At 57.7% G+C, this 18,894-nt stretch carries 21 protein-coding genes and 2 tRNA genes; 2 read left to right on the forward strand and 21 right to left on the reverse strand.

Annotated elements, in window-relative coordinates; translation table 11 throughout:
- Positions 1 to 160: 160 nt before the first annotated feature.
- From ACR0FG_RS20445 to ACR0FG_RS20525, 17 genes are all read right to left on the reverse strand, one after another.
- Complete coding sequence (locus tag ACR0FG_RS20445; protein WP_480895187.1) at positions 161 to 1,339, reverse strand: DUF6538 domain-containing protein; 1,179 nt, start codon at positions 1,337 to 1,339, stop codon at positions 161 to 163.
- Between the two features lie 61 nt (positions 1,340 to 1,400).
- Positions 1,401 to 1,475 (reverse strand) — tRNA-Phe (locus tag ACR0FG_RS20450).
- 79 nt (positions 1,476 to 1,554) lie between these two features.
- Entirely contained in the window at positions 1,555 to 1,737 is a 183-nt protein-coding gene (locus tag ACR0FG_RS20455; protein ID WP_480895189.1) for a DNA gyrase inhibitor YacG, read from the reverse strand.
- Entirely contained in the window at positions 1,734 to 2,756 is a 1,023-nt protein-coding gene (locus ACR0FG_RS20460; RefSeq protein WP_480895190.1) for a ribonuclease E/G, read from the reverse strand. Before ACR0FG_RS20460 ends, ACR0FG_RS20455 begins: the two co-directional genes overlap by 4 nt.
- Positions 2,753 to 3,331 (reverse strand): Maf family protein, encoded by a 579-nt coding sequence (locus ACR0FG_RS20465; RefSeq protein ID WP_170713856.1) that lies wholly within the window; start codon positions 3,329 to 3,331, stop codon positions 2,753 to 2,755. The genes ACR0FG_RS20460 and ACR0FG_RS20465 overlap by 4 nt, the downstream gene beginning before the upstream one ends.
- Positions 3,332 to 3,342: 11 nt before the next feature.
- On the reverse strand, positions 3,343 to 3,561 hold the full coding sequence (gene infA, locus ACR0FG_RS20470) for a translation initiation factor IF-1 (RefSeq protein ID WP_005978431.1): 219 nt from the start codon (positions 3,559 to 3,561) through the stop codon (positions 3,343 to 3,345).
- A 92-nt stretch (positions 3,562 to 3,653) separates the two neighbouring features.
- Positions 3,654 to 4,529 carry a carbon-nitrogen hydrolase family protein gene (locus ACR0FG_RS20475; RefSeq protein WP_480895193.1) on the reverse strand — a complete coding sequence of 292 codons (876 nt, stop codon included), beginning with the start codon at positions 4,527 to 4,529 and terminating at the stop codon, positions 3,654 to 3,656.
- 104 nt (positions 4,530 to 4,633) lie between these two features.
- Positions 4,634 to 5,311: an SOS response-associated peptidase gene (locus ACR0FG_RS20480; RefSeq protein ID WP_480895194.1), complete on the reverse strand. Its 678-nt coding sequence runs from the start codon at positions 5,309 to 5,311 to the stop codon at positions 4,634 to 4,636.
- 123 nt (positions 5,312 to 5,434) lie between these two features.
- Positions 5,435 to 6,028: a GNAT family N-acetyltransferase gene (locus ACR0FG_RS20485; protein ID WP_480895196.1), complete on the reverse strand. Its 594-nt coding sequence runs from the start codon at positions 6,026 to 6,028 to the stop codon at positions 5,435 to 5,437.
- Positions 6,021 to 6,419, reverse strand: a complete 399-nt coding sequence (locus ACR0FG_RS20490) for a ketosteroid isomerase-related protein (protein WP_170713864.1) — start codon at positions 6,417 to 6,419, stop codon at positions 6,021 to 6,023. Before ACR0FG_RS20490 ends, ACR0FG_RS20485 begins: the two co-directional genes overlap by 8 nt.
- Entirely contained in the window at positions 6,416 to 6,874 is a 459-nt protein-coding gene (locus ACR0FG_RS20495) for an arsenate-mycothiol transferase ArsC (protein ID WP_480895198.1), read from the reverse strand. The genes ACR0FG_RS20490 and ACR0FG_RS20495 overlap by 4 nt, the downstream gene beginning before the upstream one ends.
- Positions 6,875 to 6,877: 3 nt before the next feature.
- Positions 6,878 to 7,357, reverse strand: a complete 480-nt coding sequence (locus tag ACR0FG_RS20500; RefSeq protein WP_170713868.1) for a UPF0262 family protein — start codon at positions 7,355 to 7,357, stop codon at positions 6,878 to 6,880.
- A gap of 97 nt (positions 7,358 to 7,454) precedes the next feature.
- A complete protein-coding gene (gene hisD / locus ACR0FG_RS20505) occupies positions 7,455 to 8,756 on the reverse strand; it encodes a histidinol dehydrogenase (protein ID WP_480895200.1) in 1,302 nt (433 codons plus the stop codon).
- A 60-nt stretch (positions 8,757 to 8,816) separates the two neighbouring features.
- The gene (locus ACR0FG_RS20510; RefSeq protein ID WP_480895202.1) at positions 8,817 to 9,338 is read right to left on the reverse strand and encodes a GNAT family N-acetyltransferase; all 522 of its coding nucleotides are present in this window, start codon (positions 9,336 to 9,338) and stop codon (positions 8,817 to 8,819) included.
- Positions 9,335 to 9,811, reverse strand: a complete 477-nt coding sequence (locus ACR0FG_RS20515; protein ID WP_170713874.1) for a DUF2948 family protein — start codon at positions 9,809 to 9,811, stop codon at positions 9,335 to 9,337. Before ACR0FG_RS20515 ends, ACR0FG_RS20510 begins: the two co-directional genes overlap by 4 nt.
- Positions 9,808 to 11,076, reverse strand: a complete 1,269-nt coding sequence (murA, locus tag ACR0FG_RS20520) for a UDP-N-acetylglucosamine 1-carboxyvinyltransferase (protein ID WP_480895204.1) — start codon at positions 11,074 to 11,076, stop codon at positions 9,808 to 9,810. Before murA ends, ACR0FG_RS20515 begins: the two co-directional genes overlap by 4 nt.
- 6 nt (positions 11,077 to 11,082) lie before the next feature.
- Positions 11,083 to 11,235, reverse strand: coding sequence for a hypothetical protein (locus ACR0FG_RS20525; protein ID WP_480895206.1), 153 nt, complete (start codon positions 11,233 to 11,235; stop codon positions 11,083 to 11,085).
- 83 nt (positions 11,236 to 11,318) lie between these two features.
- On the opposite strand from ACR0FG_RS20525, the gene ACR0FG_RS20530 reads away from it, so the two are divergent.
- Positions 11,319 to 11,393 (forward strand) — tRNA-Thr (locus tag ACR0FG_RS20530).
- Between the two features lie 113 nt (positions 11,394 to 11,506).
- The gene (locus tag ACR0FG_RS20535; RefSeq protein WP_480895208.1) at positions 11,507 to 13,126 is read left to right on the forward strand and encodes a tyrosine-type recombinase/integrase; all 1,620 of its coding nucleotides are present in this window, start codon (positions 11,507 to 11,509) and stop codon (positions 13,124 to 13,126) included.
- Here the strand turns inward: ACR0FG_RS20535 and ACR0FG_RS20540 are convergent.
- The 4 genes from ACR0FG_RS20540 to ACR0FG_RS20555 all read right to left on the reverse strand — a co-directional run bounded on the left by ACR0FG_RS20540 (position 13,123) and on the right by ACR0FG_RS20555 (position 18,716).
- Positions 13,123 to 13,287, reverse strand: a complete 165-nt coding sequence (locus ACR0FG_RS20540) for a hypothetical protein (protein WP_480895210.1) — start codon at positions 13,285 to 13,287, stop codon at positions 13,123 to 13,125. The two genes, ACR0FG_RS20535 and ACR0FG_RS20540, sit on opposite strands and share 4 nt — an antisense overlap.
- Before the next feature lie 9 nt (positions 13,288 to 13,296).
- Entirely contained in the window at positions 13,297 to 16,260 is a 2,964-nt protein-coding gene (locus ACR0FG_RS20545) for a phage tail length tape measure family protein (protein ID WP_480895212.1), read from the reverse strand.
- A gap of 203 nt (positions 16,261 to 16,463) precedes the next feature.
- Positions 16,464 to 17,072 (reverse strand): hypothetical protein, encoded by a 609-nt coding sequence (locus ACR0FG_RS20550; protein WP_480855986.1) that lies wholly within the window; start codon positions 17,070 to 17,072, stop codon positions 16,464 to 16,466.
- A 603-nt stretch (positions 17,073 to 17,675) separates the two neighbouring features.
- Positions 17,676 to 18,716, reverse strand: a complete 1,041-nt coding sequence (locus ACR0FG_RS20555) for a PIN domain-containing protein (RefSeq protein WP_480895214.1) — start codon at positions 18,714 to 18,716, stop codon at positions 17,676 to 17,678.
- Positions 18,717 to 18,894: the final 178 nt, after the last annotated feature.

The raw sequence follows: 18,894 nt of genomic DNA on the forward strand, positions 1-18,894 counted from the left end.
CGATACAGCCCGTCGCATACCCCTTGTTTTGCTGGAGAGACCGGCTGAAGAAGTGCCTGTAACGGGAATAGAACACCGCCCCCGGGCACCACTTCCTCAGGTAAACCCTTGGTTTCACTCCAGCTTTTAACAGCAGGTTGGAGCCGTAGACCATGTCAGCTCAGGTTACCTGTTTTATCCACTTTCTGAGAACCTCAAGCGGGTAACCTTTCCCGTAGGAATGGCCCACACCATCTGTACGCCAGCCTCCGATCTGATCGACCACGTCTGCCGGACACTCTACGGCTCTCAGACGATCCCGCATTGAATGTCTGAAACCGTGCATGGTGTATCCCGCTGGTACAAGTTCCTTCATCCACTTGTTCAAGGCGGCACTAGCCGCGTTGGCGTTTGTGGTGTCGGACCTGTTGTATCTTGGGAATGCGAACTGAGACGAGCCAGCTTCTTTGAGTATGCGCTGCGCTGCCCATCTAGCGTTTCCTTCAAGTGGTATATCACGCTCACTGTCCTGCGTCTTCAAACGACGCCATGGATGGTGGCGAACGCGAACTGAGAGAGAACCATCGTCCGCACACATGAAGTCCTCTTTTCCCAGCCCAGCAGCCTCTGCAAGCCGCATGCCTGTGTCTGAAACCAAAGCCACCAACCAACGCAAGTCGTCATCAAGCTCCCTGCATTTCGCCTGAACGGTCGCTATCGCTTCGCTAGGCAATGGGTTCCGGCCAGAGACCCCAGCGGAGCGATCGTAGTAAACTCCAGAGAAAGGGTTGTGCAGCGAAAGCCCCTGCTCACTCGCAGCGAAGTTGGTGACGGCTCTGACTGTACCGAAAATCCTTGTGAGGCTGCTACCGGCGAGACCACGGGCGATGAGTGCGTCGCGGAACTTGTTCGCGTCCGCCTTGGTATAGACTTCGAGGTGTTTGTCGCCACAGGCATCAATCACGTAGCCACACGCTCTCTCTGCGCCCCGGTGAAACGTCACGGGGCGTCCTTGGCCTTTCATTGCAAGATAAATCTCGACTGCCTCAGACAACAGTACAGAGGCAGCAGTAGTCTCGTTCAGAACAACTGGTGTTACGGCGGAGTTGGCTGCGCCAAGACGCAACATGTGCTTTCCAGGCAGTTCTGTATCCTGCGACCTCAGGTGAAACCAATACTCATCGAGTTGATCAGCGGCTCTCCTTGCTCTCGTCGCCGCCACGTTTGCCGAGTGAGTACGCAAAGAAAATGCGATCCGAGTAGAAGAGTAATAGCGGCAAAGCTCCTTGGGGATGCGGCGACTGAAATAAAAAACACCCTCTTTCACGAAGGTGTACTTGGGTGAAATGGTCTCTGACATGGTCTACGGCTCCAACCTGCTGTTAAAAGCTGGAGTGAAACCAAGGGTTTACCTGAGGAAGTGGTGCCCGGGGGCGGAATCGAACCACCGACACGAGGATTTTCAATCCACTGCTCTACCCCTGAGCTACCCGGGCACGGGAACGATGTTCATCGTTGGGTGGAGGCGTTCTATGACTTGCCAAAGGCAGTGTCCAGAGGCTTTTTCACATTTTTTCAATGCGGATGCGGCGGTTTGGGAATATCGGTTTCCACCTCGGACTCAATGCCCTCTTCCCGCTGTGAAGGCACCGCGTAAGACCCGTTCAGCCACTTGGCCAGATCGATATCTGCACAGCGTTTTGAGCAGAAGGGGCGGAAAGCATGAAGCGTTCTTTCCCCGCAAATCGGGCAGCTCATTTCAGGATCTCCGCCAACGGAATGCGACCGCGTTTGCGTTGCAGTTCGAAATGACCCAACGGGGTCCAGCCCGCCAGAATTGTCTCTTCCGGGTCGGTCTTCAGGGCCGAGCGCAGAGCAGCCTCGAACCCGCGGCGGTCTTTCTTGGGCATTGGCGCAAGGTCCAGGGTGATCTGGCCGCCCAGACCCCGAACCCGCAAAGCCCGTGGCAGCGCCTTGGCGCAGGCGAAATTTGCCTTGGAGCCCGCCGCCAAAGAGGTGTCGCGCCCGGTATTGACGTCGATGGCGACCAGCGCCCGGGTGGGTTGGATAAAGAGGCTTCCGCCACCCGGCAGAGGTTCGGCAATGCCCTGCGCGATCTCCAGCGCGTCAAGAACGCCGTGTGTTTCGAACCCGCCGGGGTGCGTGACGACTTCGGCGGGGTCGGTCCAGTCGCGCCAGGCCAGCACATGGGGGCTGTCGCCATCGCTAAGTAGCTCGGGCTCGGTGCCGGGGTCGTTCATAACCTGTTCGGCTTGCGCTCGCATTGCCGAGATGTCGTCGGCAATCTCAACAGGATCCGCATCGTGGCACGAGGATCGCAGGATCAGACCATACGGGCTGTCGCTCATGTAGTCATGGGCGATTTCAAGCAGCCGATCGCGCAGGTCGTCATCACGGATCCTGCGCGAGATATTCAGCCCCGGAGCGTCCGGTGTGACAATCGCATAGCGGCTTTTGAACAAAAGGCGGTTGGTAACGGGGATGGCCTTTCCGGGCTCGGCATAGCCCGTGACCTGTACTAAAATATCGGAACCCTGAGCTAACCCTTTGATCTGTCGCAAAAAGGCAGCGCCATCGGGTGTGGTCAGGAACATGCCCCCCTGCCCTTTGACCGGACGGTCAGCACGGGCGCGATAGATCGTGCCGGGGGTGGGTGCGTCTGCGGCAATCAGAAAGTCGTCCAGCTTGCCATCGACCATCAGGGCTGCCGCTTCGCGGTCCTGAATATGATCCAGAATGATGCTGCGCCCCTTCATGATGCCTCGCGATAAAGTGGATAGCCGATGCCTTGCAATAGCGCGGCAGTTTCGGAAAGCGGCAGACCGACGATGCCTGTAAACGATCCGGAAATCCAGGGAATGAACGCACCTGCAGGGCCCTGTATCGCATAGGCCCCTGCCTTGCCCTGCCAATCTCCGGTCGCCAGATATGCGTTGATTTCGAGGTCCGACAAGCGCTTGACTTTGACCTGTGAGATCACATCGCGCTGCAGCACCCGGTCCCCGCGCCGCACTGCGACCGAGGTGATCACGCGATGCCTGCGCCCGGACAATGCATGCAGGAATTCAGCGGCTTGCCCTGCGTCACGGGGTTTGCCCAGGATGCGCCGACCCAGCGCTACCGTGGTGTCGGCGCAGAGGGTGATGTCATCGCTATCTGATTGAACCGCCTGAACTTTTTCGCGTGTTATGCGGTTGCAGTACGGAACAGGAAGTTCAGCTTTCAGGGGCGTTTCGTCGATCTCGGGCGGACGGATCGCATCGGGATGAACGCCAAGCTGCGCCAGCAGGTCCAGCCGTCGCGGGCTGCCCGATCCGAGGATAAACGCCATGAGAAAGGGCGTTACTTGAAGCGATAGTTGATCCGACCCTTGGTCAGATCATAGGGGGTCATCTCGACCTGAACCTTGTCGCCGGCCAGAACACGGATGCGGTTCTTGCGCATCTTGCCTGCCGTATGTGCGATGATCTCATGGCCGTTTTCCAGCTCGACCCGAAACGTCGCATTAGGCAGGAGTTCCTTCACGACACCGGGAAATTCGAGCGTATCTTCCTTGGCCATGTTGTCTCCATCGTTACGTTGCACCTGCAGAATCTGCGGGCGATGTGCGCTTAAATGAGCCTATTTTGGCCTTATTTCAAGGGCGGAATCACCTAAAGGGCGGATATTGTGACCGATTTGACCCGAGGCTCTTGCTCGGCCCAATGGGTGCGGTTGAGCACATGGCCATCGGCGCGAACGGTCGCAATCGCGCCTGGATCGACCTCGGCATAGGTCCAGCCGGGTTGATTCAGAGCGCCCTCGGCCAGCACACCGGTCTGGGGGAAGCCCTTGTCGGGCGGGCCGAAGATGCCGCCAGTGCCGGTGTTCATATCGACCGCCTCGGACCAGTCATTGTCGCCCACCAGCGACGCCATGACCGTAACGCATTGATTTTCCAGCGCTCTTGACATTGCACCAATCCGCACACGCCAGTAACCCGAGAGTGCCTCGGTGCAGGACGGCACAAGGATCAGGTCTGCTTCCTGCAGGGCGCGACCCAGCAAAGGGAACTCGCTGTCATAGCAAATCAGAACTCCGATTTTACCCAGAGCGGTGTCGAAGAGTTTCAGAGGACCACCAGCGGCTATATCCCACGCTTCGCGTTCAAAGCGGGTCATGATCTGTTTGTCCTGATGGTCGACACCACCGTCGGGGGCGTAGAAGGCAGCGCGGTTCACCGGACGGCCCGGACCGTCGATGACGGGGGCCGATGCGCCCAAAATGTACGTTTTGTACGTCTTTGCGAGGCGCTGATGTACGTTTTGTACATCTTCCATCCGCTCGGAAACCGACCGGATCGAGCGTTCCAGATCACCAGCAACCCCTGCGCCTTCCAGCGTCGACAATTCCATCGCGCCGTATTCGGGGAACACCAGAAGCTCGGCCCCCTGCCCGGCGGCATCGGCGACCCAACGCTCGAGCTTGTCCTCGTATTGCGCCCAGCTGTCGAGCCAGTCGAGATCATAAGCGGCGGTGGCGATTTTCATGGGCGGGGTCCTCTGGCCTCGGGATCGCGCGAGATTTAGGCGCGGGGTGGTGAAATGTATAGCCTGATCGCGTCACATTCGGGAGCAGGACGGCTGAGACCAGATCAGAAATCGAAACCTGTTTGAACAGGCGGCGTGTAGGCTTCGATCAAGTCTTCGCCGTCGGCACCAGATTTGATCGGCTTCACCGTGTGAAATTCAAACCGGCCTTCGTAGTTGGTACCCAGGGTCTGTTGCGCATCTTGCGCTGTGGTGACGCCGGACAGCCAGCTTTCGATCTCGTCCGGGGACAGGATCACCGGCATCCGATTGTGGATATGGGCGATCTGAGGGCTAGGTTCGCGGGTCAGGATGGTGCAACTGTGCCTTCCGTCATCCGTTCGGTAAAATCCCGCAAAGAACATCACCGGCGCGTTTCGTTTGACCGAGATATAGACCGGGCAATCATGACCCTGATCCTTGGGCCATTCATAGTAGCCGATCGCCGGGATGAGACAGCGGCCCCGGTCCCAGTAATCGTGCCAGAACCCCGTATTTTCAATCTTGGAATTGATCATGGGCTTTTTGCTGCGCGGGTCTTTGATCTGCCAGCGCGCGGTGGTGAGCCTTGCAGTATCTCCATCCCAGCGCACCATGCCCACCCGATTGGTGGGCGAGATGTTGTAGCCGCCGGCAGGCAGCGGATCAGGAAGATGCGGCGAAACCTTGCCGTAGAGAAAATGCTCCATGATCGCCAGCATCTGGCGTTGCGTCAGATGACCGGCTGCAAACTTGCCACACATGGGCAGGGCCTTTGTGGTTTACGATGGCTGCAGACTTAGCACATCATCGCCACCCGGGCACGATTTCATTAAATGAAATCGGGACGGAAACTTTTGAAGTTTCCGCGCGCCCGGGGGGCGACGCTAAAGATCCCTGATCCAGAATTGCAACGGCTTTTGGCTTTCGGCTTCCTCGCCCACATCTTTCCAAGAGAATTGCGCGATTGCGCCGGGCAGAGGTTCATAGCCCCGCGCGCGCCAGAACGCATCCAGCGGTCGGTACTGCGCGGGGCGCATGGGGTGATCAGCCGGGCGCTGGACGCTGCAGAAGGCGCATTTTGTGAAACCCAGCACGCGGGCATGACCCTCGCGCTGGTCAAAGAACTTATGGCCAACGCCCTGCCCGCGATAGGCGGGCAACAAAACGGATTCGGCGCAGTAGAAGATCTGCGTCAGATCCAGCCCCGATCCTTCGAAGGCTGCTGCAAAATCGTCGGCATGATCGGTCAAGGGCGCGCCGGTCGATGCCCCCACCAGCGTATCCCCATCAAAGGCACCAACCACGATGGCCTTGTCGCTGTCGCGGTAGGATTGCAGATACGCGCGCTCATACTCCAGATCGCCGTCATAGAGATATGGCCAGACCCGGAATACCTCGATCCGAAGGCGCGCCACGTCATCCAGCGCGGCCTCAAGCGCCGAGCCGGTCAGGGGGCGGACGTCCGAAATCTCAGCCATTGGAGACCTGTTTGGTCCAGTCGGCGAGGTTGTAGAAGGTGGTCACGCGGGTGATCTTGCCGTCCTGCAGATCAAAGAACGACCCGGCGGGCAGGCGATAGGTCTGGCCATGTGCCTCAGGCAGGCCTTCGTCTGTTTCCAGATAGGTGCCGTTGACGATGAATTCGGCCGCTGCGCGGGTGCCGCTTTCGGCTTCGAATATCACGATATCGGTCAGGTTTTCGCGATAGCAGCGGTTCATATGCGCGCAAAAGTCGGCGAATTTTTCTTTGCCGACGCGGATCTGGCCTTCGTTGACGTGGTGGGCCACGTCGTCGGACAGGCAGGCCAGCATCGCCTCGACATCACCGGCGTTGAAAGCGTCGAAATAGGTTTTGACGGTCGGGTTCATGGTCGCTCCGTTGGTTCGCCCCAGCGGTCTTTCAGATGCGAGATGATCTGATCGCGGGTCTGTCGGTAGTGACGTAGCTTGTCCTCGCGGCTTTCGCCTAATCCGGTAGGGTCCATAATTGGCCAATAATCGACATCGAGGTGGAAAAACCGGGTCAGTTCCAGCGCTTTTCGCTGGCTGGCGGGCGACAGGGCCACGATCAGGTCGAACGAGCTGAGGTCATCGCCCCATTCCTCCATCTCGTCGAATGAGCGCGAGCGGTGGCGCGACAGCTCCACATCCAGTTCCTGACAGACAGCGATGCAGAACCCGTCAATCTCCAGATCGTTGTGGACACCGGCAGATTGCACATAGGTGCCGGTGCCGTAGAATTTCTTCATGATGCCTTCGGCCATGGGCGAGCGGACCGAGTTATGGTCACAGCAGAACAGGATAGACTGCGGCAGCCCCTTCACCCGTTAGCCTCCGAAATGCAGCACGCAGATCAGCGTGAACAGGCGGCGGGCGGTGTCGTTGTCGACCTCGGCCTTGCCGTCCAGCCGTTCCTGCAACACGCGGCTGCCTTCGTTGTGGATGCCGCGCCGGGCCATGTCGATGGTTTCGATCTGGCTGGGCGGCAGGTTTTTGACCGCGTTGAAATAGCTTTCGCAGATCTGGAAGTAGTCTTTGACCACTTGCCGGAACGGACCCAGTGACAGGTGAAATTCGGCGGCCTTTTCGCTGGTCTCGGTTTCGACATCAAAGACCAGCCGTTTGTCGCGGATCGACAATTGCAGGTGATAGGGGCCGTCGGGCACCGGGCGGTCATCGCGCGTTGGCAGGGTGAAGGTGTTTTCTTCGAGCAGATCATAGATGGCGACCTTGCGCTCCTGCTCGATCTCGGGGGTCGGCGGGGGCAGGTTTCGGTCGTCCAGTGCGATATGCGAGATACGGGTCATCTTGGCGGTCACAATCCTTGCGTCTGCACAGACCTATAACAACGGATTTCGTTGAGCAACGTACCAAAGCGCCAGGTGCCAAAGTCTTTGCGTCACGTCAGTCGTTCAGCCGGTTCAGGCGCGCCGTGACCGACAGGCCGTGTGCCTCAAGGCTTTCCGAGCGGGCCAGTTGTTCGGCGGCGGGACCGATGGCGCGCAGGGCTGCCGGCGTCATCTGGCTGAGCGTGGTGCGTTTGAGGAAATCCATCACGCTGAGGCCCGAGGAAAACCGCGCTGACCGTGCCGTGGGCAGGACGTGATTGGGGCCGCCGACATAGTCACCGATGGCCTCGGGCGTGTATTGGCCCAGAAAGATCGCGCCTGCATGGATGGTTTTCTGGCTGAGCGTCACCGGGTAAGCGACGCAAAGCTCAAGGTGTTCGGGGGCGATGCGGTTCGACAGCGCCGCAGCCTCATCCAGATCGCGCACGGTGATGACCGCGCCGAAGTCGCGCCAGCTTGCCCCCGCGATGGCGCGGCGTTGCAGGGTTTGCAGGCGCTTTTCGACCGCCTGCGCGACGGCTTGGCCAAAACCGGCATCGTCGGTGATCAGGATCGACTGCGCGCTTTCGTCATGTTCGGCCTGGCTGAGCAGGTCCAGCGCGATCCAGTCGGGGTCGTTGTCCTTGTCGGCGATCACCAGAATCTCGGACGGGCCAGCGATCATGTCGATGCCGACCTTGCCGAACACCCGGCGTTTGGCGGCGGCGACAAACGCGTTGCCGGGGCCGGTGATTTTGTCCACCGGCGCGATGGTATCGGTGCCGTAGGCCAGCGCGGCAATCGCCTGCGCGCCGCCGATGCGATAGACCTCATCCACGCCTGCCAGTTGCGCGGCGAGCAGGACCAGCGGGTTCACCTGCCCGTCGGGCGTAGGCACGACGATGGCCAGCCGTTCAACCCCCGCCACTTTGGCCGGGATCGCGTTCATCAGCACCGAGGACGGGTAGGAGGCCAGACCACCCGGCACATACAAACCCGCCGCCGAAACCGCCGACCAGCGCCAGCCGAGCGTTGCGCCCGCCGTGTCGGTCCATTCCTGATCCTCGGGCATCTGGCGCGCGTGATAGGCGCGGATGCGGTCGGCGGCCAGTTCCAGCGCGGCGCGATCTTCGGGCGTGACCTGTGCGACCGCTGCGGCGATTTCGGGCGTGCTGAAGGCCATGGTTTCGGGCGTCAGCTCCAGCCGGTCGAATTTCGCGGTCAGCTCGATCACCGCCGCATCGCCGCGCGTGCGCACGTCGTCGATGATCTGCGCCACGACTGCATCCACATCGGGGCTGTCTTCGCGTTTGGCCGAAAGCAGCGCCTGAAACGCGGGTTCGAAATCGGGCGCGGTGGTGTTCAGGAAAACGGGCATATGCGGTACTCCGGCGGCGTTTCACCGGGTCTTATCGTCCGCGCGGGGTGTCCTCAACCCTTAGCCTGTGGGGTGCAACGATTTGCGCATCGGGAATTGCGGGATGCCGTGCCAGTCGGCAGGATCGCCGTGATCACGCCAGCCCTGCGCAAGATAGAAACCATGCGCGGTCTTTGTGGCGTATAGTTGCACCCGGGTGCAGCCCTGCGCGCCCAGATCCTGTTCCATCCGGGTCAACAACGCCGTGCCAAGCCCGCGCCCGGTGTGATTGGAATCGACATAGAGCAAGGTGATCTCACCCTCGGACCGCAAACCGCCAACTGCCGCGACCTCATCCGCCAGCGTTGCCACCCAGAACACCGCGCCAGAACCGATCCAGCCCCGGATCGTGGCCGGGTCTTTGTTGGCCGTCCACTGCGCGATTTTGTCGGGATCGTCCAGATGGTCCGCCCCGCAGAGATCACGGATCGAGCGGGTCAGGACGCGGCTGATGCCGAACACGTCAAACACGGTCGCGCGCCGCAATTCCATGCCCTGTGGCGCGTTGGAAAAGGCCTGCGCGATGCCGCGTTTGTTGGTCACTCGGGGTGGTGCGGGGCGTGGCCCGAGGGGGCCTTGTAGGGGCGCGTCACATCCTTGAGCGTGGCGTCCAGTGCCTCGACCGTCAGGCGGATTGCCCCATCGCCCGCCAGTGTCAGCAGGATCTGGCCCGCGCCATCTTCGCCCGGTTCGAAATCGACCGACAGCAGGGACAAAACCATGTCCTTGTCGCTGCGGTCGATGCCCTGACTGGCCACCGACAGGACCGAGCCGAACATCAGAACCGATTGCACCCTTTCAAACGCGCGGCCGCGTTTGGTGGCGGCGTCCTTGTCCTCCCACCGGAAACGGTTCAACAACAGGGCAAAGCGACGCTGCGCGGGTTGCCATGTCATCTCGGTTACCGGGAACACGGCGTCCTGAGTCAGCGTGCCGATCACCTGCAGGTCATCAGCATCCTCGGCCCCCAGATTCAGCGGCGCCTCGCGCCCGTCGTGAAAACTTGCGTCTGTCATTCGCCCTTGATCCGTTCAATCTTTGCGCCCACGCCTTCCAGCTTGCGCACCACATGCTCATATCCGCGATCCAGATGATAGACCCGGCTGACCGTCGTTTCGCCTTCTGCCGCCAAGCCCGCAAGGATCAGCGAGACCGAGGCCCGCAGATCGGTCGCCATCACCGGCGCGCCTTTCAGACGTTCAACCCCGGTGACAGTGGCGGTGCCGCCATGAACCTCGATATTTGCGCCCATGCGGACCAGTTCCGGGGCGTGCATGAAGCGGTTTTCGAAAATGCGTTCTTCCAGAACCGATGTTCCTTCGGCGGTGCACATCAGCGCCATCATCTGCGCCTGCAAGTCGGTGGGGAAGCCGGGGAAAGGTTCCGTGACCACATCCACCGCCGCTACACGGCCGTTTTTGCGGGTCACTTTCAGGCCCTTTTCGGTCTCTGAAACGCTGATCCCCGCCGCATCCAGCTTGGCCGCAAAGCTTTCGACCAGACGCATCCGGCCACCCAGCAGCTCAACTTCGCCACCGCAGATCGCGGGGGCCAGCATATAGGTACCCAACTCGATCCGGTCAGTCACAACCTGATGGGTCGCGCCATGCAGGCGGTCGACGCCCTGAATTTCGATGGTCGACGTGCCCTCGCCCGAAATCTGAGCGCCCATCTTGCGCAGGCATTCCACCAGGTCGACAATCTCGGGCTCGCGCGCGGCGTTTTTCAGCACGGTCGTGCCTTTGGCCAGCGTGGCGGCCATGACGATATTCTCGGTCGCGCCCACGGATGCAAAACGCATCTCATGCACCGCGCCCTTCAGACCACCCGGGGCGTTGGCGTGCAGATAGCCGTCTTTCAGCTCGATCTCGGCCCCAAGCGCTTCCAGCCCTTCAACATGCAGGTCCATCGGCCGCGCGCCAATGGCACAGCCGCCGGGCAGCGAGACAACCGCCTGCCCGAACCGCGCCAGCAGCGGGCCCAGCACAAGGTTCGAGGCGCGCATCTTGCGCACAATATCGTAGTCGGCCACGTGGCTGGTCAGATCGTGGCTGGACATGGCGATCACCTGCCCGTCCTGCAGCGCCGAGACCTCGGCCCCCAGCGATTGCAGCAGGGCGGTCATGGTCTTGATGTCGCTAAGTCGCGGCGCATTGGTCAGCGTCAGCGGTTCTTCGCTGAGCAGCGTCGCGGGCATCAGGGTCAGGCACGCATTCTTGGCCCCCGCAATCGGGATCTGCCCGTTCAGCGGGCCGTTGCCCGTCACCAGAATCGAATCCATCTGCTCTTATCCCTCGTCCTTACCGGCCTTGTCCGAAGCCGCCCGCGCCCTGGCCTGCGCCTTGCGCCGCGCCATATTCGCCTTGAGCGCCGCCTTGAGGCGGTCTTCGCGCGTTTCGCCGGATTTGCCGTGTTTTTTGGGTGAATTTTTCTCTGCCATTGTCTTTCTCTACAGGAGTGGAAAAAAACCGTCCAGACACCCTTGCGCCGCGTTTCGTTTGAGTCTAATCACCCGCCCACGATGCTGCTGTAGCTCAGAGGTAGAGCACTCCCTTGGTAAGGGAGAGGTCGAGAGTTCAATTCTCTCCAGCAGCACCATAAACTTTCCATCCATATCAATATCTTAATAGAAAACAGACCTCTAGCCGAGCTGAGTGCGCTAGCCGTTGTGTTAGTTTTTGTGCTAATCCCAACTAACACAACGCACCTCTTTGAGCACTGATTTAATGCCAGCTTACAAACTCCCAAAGGTTCCCGGAACGCAGCAGCGCGGCACGACCTACCATTTCAATCTACCGATTCCGAAGGCCATCCGCGACTTGTACGACAACAAGGCAGCTTTTCGCGGCACCATGAAAACCTCCGATCCTAAAGAAGCTGAGGCCAAAATTCGTTTTCAACGGACAATATTCGATCAACAGCTTGAAGACCGTGCGCGTGACGCAGACCGGGAAAGACTGTCCAAGCTCCTTACGGAAGATCAAAAGGCGGCACTGGAGGCCATCGGGGGTGCAGGCGAAATCACGGCGCATATTGCAGAGCTTAGAAAGGTCACGGCGTTTCTGGCAGCGGGCGAAGGTGTCACCGAACACCTAGCGGACGGTGAAGACGCGGACCTCATGTCGGAAATCCAAAATCGTGCAGAGCAAGCCGCTAACGCGGCATACCGGGAAGCTCTGGTCGCTGAAATTCGCGGCACCAAGCGTTTAGCAAACTCACTCAAGATCGAAGTTCCTGAACCGATCAAAGGTACGGACGAAGGAGTCGTGGGTCTGCGCGATGTTGCCGAGCGCTTCCTTGATGCCAAGGATTACACGCCACAAAATCGCGAAAAGGTCATGTATACGCTGCGTCGGTGGAATGAGCTTCACGGCGATATTCAATTAGATCAGATAAAGCGCGAGCATTTGAACCAGTTCGATGAGGCTCTGAAGAAGTTGCCTCCTGCGGTTGGTGAGCATCGGCGTCTAACGCTCCAACAATCGATTAAGAGGGGTCGGAAAGACGGAAAAGCGCCCATCGGCCTCAAGAGTCGGGAAACTGCCCTTTTCCACATGAAGAGTTTGACCGCTTACGCCGTTGATAGGCTGGGCGCGCTGCCCGCAGACCCATTTGCCGGATACACGACAGACAAGCCGAAGCAGCGAGCAAGTGAGCGGAAAGAAAAGTCCCGAACGCCATTCACGCCTGAACAGGTAGGCAAGATCATCAGCTATACGCGCGCAACCTTTGATCGATCTACCTTGGACCACTGGATACCACTCATAGCAGCGTACACCGGCGCTCGTCAGGAAGAGCTAGGGCAACTCACCATTGATGATGTCGTGCTGATCGGCAATCACTGGTGTATCCGTATCACCGATCTGGACCCGGATCAGAAAGTCAAAAATTACCATAGCCTTCGAACCGTCCCCGTGCCGGACGCATTGGTTCAAGCTGGTTTCCTTGACTACGTTGCGGAGCGCCGGGAGGTGGGCGGGCGCATGTTGTGGTTGGAGAATTACACTGACAAACGCAAGCGGACACGAACCCAAGAAGTCAGCACGGACAAGCGCGGGCGGTTCATGACCAACTACGGTCACCGCTTTGCAAGGAAGGTCCGTAACCCACTCAACTTGACTGATGATGGAATGACCTTCCATAGTCTGCGCCATAGCTGGGCCGATGCAGCCCGTCGTGCGAAGATTGACCCGGAAATTCGCCGAATGATAGCAGGGCGGTTAGAAGATGCTGACCCGACCGAAGCGGAATACGGTGGTGATGATCTGCTTGCCGAAAAGTTGGAAGCACTGAACGAGGTGGCGAAGTTTGTGGCTCCTAACCCGCGTTAGCGGGCGTCAGAGTCGTCCCTATCATCATCCGGTCCCGCTTCCTGATCCTGACGCAGGATCGGAAATCCCTTTTCATCCAGCCCGAGTTCTTGCCGCCGCTTGAGAACCTTTGGGTAATGCATGCCGGTCGGATGTCCGGGACTCTTCATTTCGTAAGCCATGTGTTTTCCTTATCCGTTTGATTGAAGCGCTTTCTGCGCCGCTGCCAGACCTTCCGCCGCCATCTGCTTCTGAGACTTTCGGAAGCTATCAGCGTCGGGGGTTTGGATGTGGTAGATCGGGCGAAAATCAATTGTGTTTCCACCGCCTGCGCCTTCTGCGCGGCCCAGATCGACCGGAATCTTGCGACCCTTGCTGAGCGGTACCACCGCCTCGTTGGGGTGTAGCACGGCAGGGATACCGGACGTGTTCGCTGTGCCTTCCGAGAAGTGAGGCGCATGGCGGAATGCCGAGATAGGCGCGACCGTCTGAGCGGGTGCATCGGTGCTATAGCCGCCTTCCGCCAATGAGCCAACGAAAGCACCAATCAAGCTGCCAAGACCTCCGCCGCCACCTTCATCACCACCGAGAAGCCCGCCAAACAACTCTTTCACAGCGAGCTTAGCAGCAAGCTGGGTCATCGTGGCCAAGATCGAGTCCGCCAACCGTTCAAAACTGAATTCGCCTGTCTTGGCAAAGCTGGAAATCTCGTTGCTCAGACTATCGAGAATTTCGGTTTGGATCTTGTCAGCCGCTTCCTGATAGGAAGGGACAGCGTTCATCCAACCAGCCGCGCCACTGTTGGCGGCATTTCGCATTTCCGTTGCCGTTTTTTGTGCGGCGTCGATCTGGCGAATGAGCGCTTCAGTGGTCTTGTCCACAGATGAACCCATTGAGGCCTGAGCCTCAGCCATCAGTCGAGCGGCTTCGACGGTCTGGAATTGCCCGGAGGCGACAAGTTCAAGTTCAAGCTTCTCAGCCTGCAAACCGACAAGCCGATCCTTCAAGCTCTTGTTCAAGGCCTCGATAGCCTGCTGTTCTTCGGACAGTGCGGCACGCCGTCCCCCGCCACCGCTGGACTTGGTCAACTGATCAATCAGATCACTTACTGAGGTGTAGTTCTGGTCCGCCTGATAGTTCGAACCGGACAGTCGCCCGCCATCGCCGAATGCGCGCGGGTCCTGACCCCTACCGCCGTATTCTTTGGAAGATTGCGCGTTGCTCAAGGAAGCTGCGGCATCCACAGCAATTCCTAGATTCCGCGCAAGAGTGGCAGCGGCCTGTGATGCGCTGGCAATCGTCCCAATCATATTTGCCGATGCAACGCCGTTCGCCGCCTCCCATGCGCCCATGAGTTCGGTCTTCATGGACTCCGATACATCAAGGGTGCGGGTAGTCTCGGCAAACGCGGCGCGTTCGGCCCGAATGCGCGCTTCTGCCACCTGAACGGAGTCACGCCCATACGTTGCGATAAGCCGGTTCATCTCAGCCTGCTGACGCAGGCCAGTCAGCAATTCCTGCGCAGACGCGGTCGCTTTCTGAGCCTCAATCCGAGATCGGGCGTAACCCTCATTCATACGAGCAATCTTGTCAGCGGCCTTGTCTGTTTCGGTGCCGATTTCTGCGACCTGTAGGGCTACCAGAAGGGCCTCTCGCTGCACGTTCAGTAGTTTTTCGGGGATTGCTTCGACTGATCCAAACACCCGCACAAACGCTTCATTTAGCGAGTTCGCCGCCGCGACCTTTGCCTGCATGGTGTCTGCTGTTGCGAGGCCCTCAAGCGATCTGACAACTGTCGCGGCTTGGGCATCGGTCAGCGCCAACGACTCCTTGAGGTTTAGGAACGTGGCTTCGATCTGAGGCACCACGGCGTCGGCATAGGTCAGGGTTGTGCGGGACAGCCCGCCGAAACGCTTAGTCAGGTCGTCAACAGCCGCGTCAGCGGCGCGGATTGCGTCGAGTCGTCCAATGGTGGCAAGGGCGGCATTTACGGACCCGGCCTGTGCGCCGAACACACCGAACTTGGCGCTTAGCTCGCTGGTGGTCTGCGATGCAGCGTCAGCGTACGCGCGATATGTGGAAACAGCGGTTGAAAGATCGGTTAGCCGGTCTTCAAAGCTCTTAGTCTCTTCCCCGGCGTCCAACGCGCTCATTGCCCATTGCGTCAGCGCTGCACCGCCCGCAATGATCCCGATCGTCGCCAAGGAAACCGGGTTAATCATGCTCATGAAACCGGAGCGAAGCGTTGCAAGAATAGACGCTCTATCGCCCATCTGATTCAGCATCTGGGAAATCTGAGTACCCTGTTGGGCAGCCAGAATAAGTGGGGATTGCCCGGATGCCAGCATAACCCCGATATCGTTGAACTGCGCCGCCATATAGGCCGTCTCGTGCCCGCTGACGCGGGCCTTGCCGGAATACACGTCTGCTGCGTTGCTTGCCGCCATAAGACTTGCTGCGGCTTGTTCGCGGGCAGCAGCGGCCCGCTGAGCACTCAGCACACCGGCGTCTTCTAGTTGCTGTACTTCGGCTAGTGACTGCTCGTATGCGCGAGAAGTGGCGAACAGGCTATCGTGCTTAGCCCGAAGCGTTTCAAGGTTGGCAGAACGGCGCGCAGCCGCGTTAGCGGCGGTCTCTTGAGCATTCGCTGACGCGATGGTTTCGGCGCGCAGACGTTCCGCTTCCCGTGCCGTTCGGTTCAGTTCGCTAGCTAGGTCGGAATACCCTGCGCGGGCCTCCCTGACATCGAGTCCCGTCGTGGCATTGGTCAGGCCTGCGCGCAGGCGTTCGAGCCCGTCTTCAAGCCGTGCCAAACCTGCCGTGTCGCCAATGGAAAGGAGGCGATCACGTAGGCGGCTGGCTTGATCCGTGCTGACACGTAGGGCGTTGGAACTTTGGACAGCCAAGGTCCGAATACGTTCTGCCGCGCGGTCGGTTGCGGTGCCTAGCTTCTCAGTTTCGGTACGTGCCCGCGTTAGCGGTTTCACATCGATCTGGGGATTGATTTTGCTCAGTTTGGTGAACGCGCCTGTACTATCCCGCCCAAGATCGCGAACAGCCCGCTTTACGGCTTCCACCGCTGCTTTAAATCTACGTGCGCCGGATTCAGCAGCGGTGGCGTTGATCTTCAAACGCAATTCGTGCGTTTCGCTCATTTGCTCAGTTCTTTCTAGGTCTGTTCTGAAAAGGGTTGGCCTCGGCAGCAACGGCCATGCAGACCCGCCGTTGCTGCCGAGGCCAAGTCGTGCGGGGCAAAAAAGAAAAGCACCGCGCCTACTGACTGTGGAGATATCAGTATTTTATCACACAAGTTGTGCGCAGCAAAATATTTGGAACTATCGGTCGAACAATTACGAGGTCAGCCTGGACACTGCTCTGCCCAACAGACACCCCCCTTAGGAACGTATTTTACAGAGTAAATATTTTTGGCGATTGACTGGTAGTCTACTTCGTCGTCGTTCCCGATTTGATCATAATTCCACGTTCGAGGAGCTTTGGCCATCCTGCAGCCCCATTCAACGAAACCGAACCTAGGTAAGATATAATCTCCTCCACCAATTGTTAGAATAATATCTATTTGGGTAGGGCCATGATCACGTGGGCTTCCGAGATTGTTGTGAAGAGGAAGACCAAGTCCATAAATCAAGTATTTGAACCAGTATCGGTTGTAACGAGACCAGTACGTCCCGCTCTCATGTCTTCTAAAGTGTGAAACTACGAACTGAAATTCCTCCTGAACGAGTTTCGTTTCCCCATTTCCACCTGTTTCGGTCCTCCACGCCATTCTATCATCGGAATAGAATGATCTGGAAAACTCATGCTGATCTCTAGCCGGGTCCAGAGGGTCGAGAGGGGTTGCGGGTGGGGCTCCAACTGAAAGCATCGTTACTTCAAGTGGATTTGCGTAGGTCCAAAATTTCCCAATTTTCGGTGTGTATGACTCACCCGGTCCCGGTCCAAACGCCATTGCAACTATCTCCTAATCAAAATTCATCAATATGGCTTAGAGTAACACAAAATGGGCCCTTCTGAGATTTGTGATTCAAGAAGTTGTATTAATGGGTTGCATTGGGCCGCTGAGGCAGCGACTGAGGGTCGAATTCACCCCACCCCTAGTGCCCCTTTGGGTCCCCGGTACAATATCCGGGGCTATTTCTGATCTGCACCGCTAACGCGGCGACGACGAACAACGACAAAACAGCTTCTATGTCGTGTTATGACCCTGCCCGTGTTATGCTGACCAGCCGGATACGGGCGGGGAAGTGCTTAATAAGGTCGATTATGTTAAATTCTATTTTTGGAATTATTTAGATTTGCGCATTGTTTTCAATGACTTGCGCAAAGACATGATTCTCCGCTGACTTTACGGAAATGCGCGCAATATTATTACTCAATCAACTGCCGCGTAACGCATTGAATTCGCACAATTATCCTTATTTTTCTGAATTTCACCGTCCCCGCGTTAGCGGGGAGGTTGTTGGTCATGCCGATTTCACAAACGTATATACTTTGCATATGCAACTTGAGAAAGTTGGTGTGCGCCGCGTCAGCGGCGACTATTCGGGGATTTCTAGGTATCCAACATGTCCCATTCTTCGCCTAACACCCATCTGATCGCGGACAGCTTTCCATTTATCATTCCCCAGTCAAAGTCATCCCAAGGACCTAGGTTCTCTTCACCCACTTCATCCTCTGTCCTTTGAGCGGCATCCAAAGCAGTTTTCCAAAGTGATTCAAGGATTTGATCCGACTGGTGCGGCGAGTTTGCATACTCGCTTTCAGAGACCACGCGGCGAGTTCCATTTTCGATGTGATAACGCAGGTTCATATGTCGATTGTACCAAACTTGCTTGAACAACAAGTTTTCAACTTCGATGAGTTCACTTAGAGACCGAAATTCTGGCGTAAGCCCCTGTTCTAGGTCGAAAATATCTTGGAATCCCGGCGCTTGGTCCTCCACAAACTTTGCAATGTCGACGATGAACTTTGATTTCTCACCAAATGCATACCGAAGGTCCGGATGTGGAAGCCGATTGTCCCCATTGTGCTCACTGAAGTCTTTGTAGTTCGTGGTGGCAAAGCCAAATGCAATGTGGTCTCGTTCTACCTGCGTTCTCAATTCGTCGTAGACTTCAAATATTACAGCATCGGCAATACTGTTCCGGTCACGATGGCATGGTGCCTGCTTATCGAGCGCTCGATGCGCAGCGCGCGCTTTGTGAAACACTGTGGTTTCAACTTGGATGTTCTCGGAATGATCAATCAATTCTTCTACTTGTTCGACAATATTCGGAACTCCACCGGTAACTGATGTGAAGTCAATTCCGTGAATTGTATCGATGACTTCCTGCTGAGATTCAGCGTCCACAAAAGACGGCAACGCACTTTTGAGTGTCTTCAGAGTCGATTGCACTGACTTGGTTGACTCTGCCAACACCCGCTCCTTGTTCCTAGCGAACTCTTCTCTAACGATATCTGGAACAATTATCTCAAGCTGAGCGTTGTCACACATTTCGTACAAAGCGCGAACTAAGGGGGCTGCTCTGTAGCTTCTCGCCAATTCAAGCCAAATACAGGTGTCAATCAGAACCCTGTGCAACGTTACTGCCATTGGAATACCTCGTTAAGATCAGCAGTCTGGAAGAATGACAGCCCAGAAAACTATCTGTTCCTGATAGCAAATCACCATTCTAATCCTTGTCCGTCGTCAGGGATTTTGGGACAGATGTCGGCCTGAGCTAAGAGAGGATCTGGCGCATCTGGTTGGATTGATTATGCGGCGGATTTGC

The organism is Ruegeria sp. E1 (assembly GCF_056534225.1).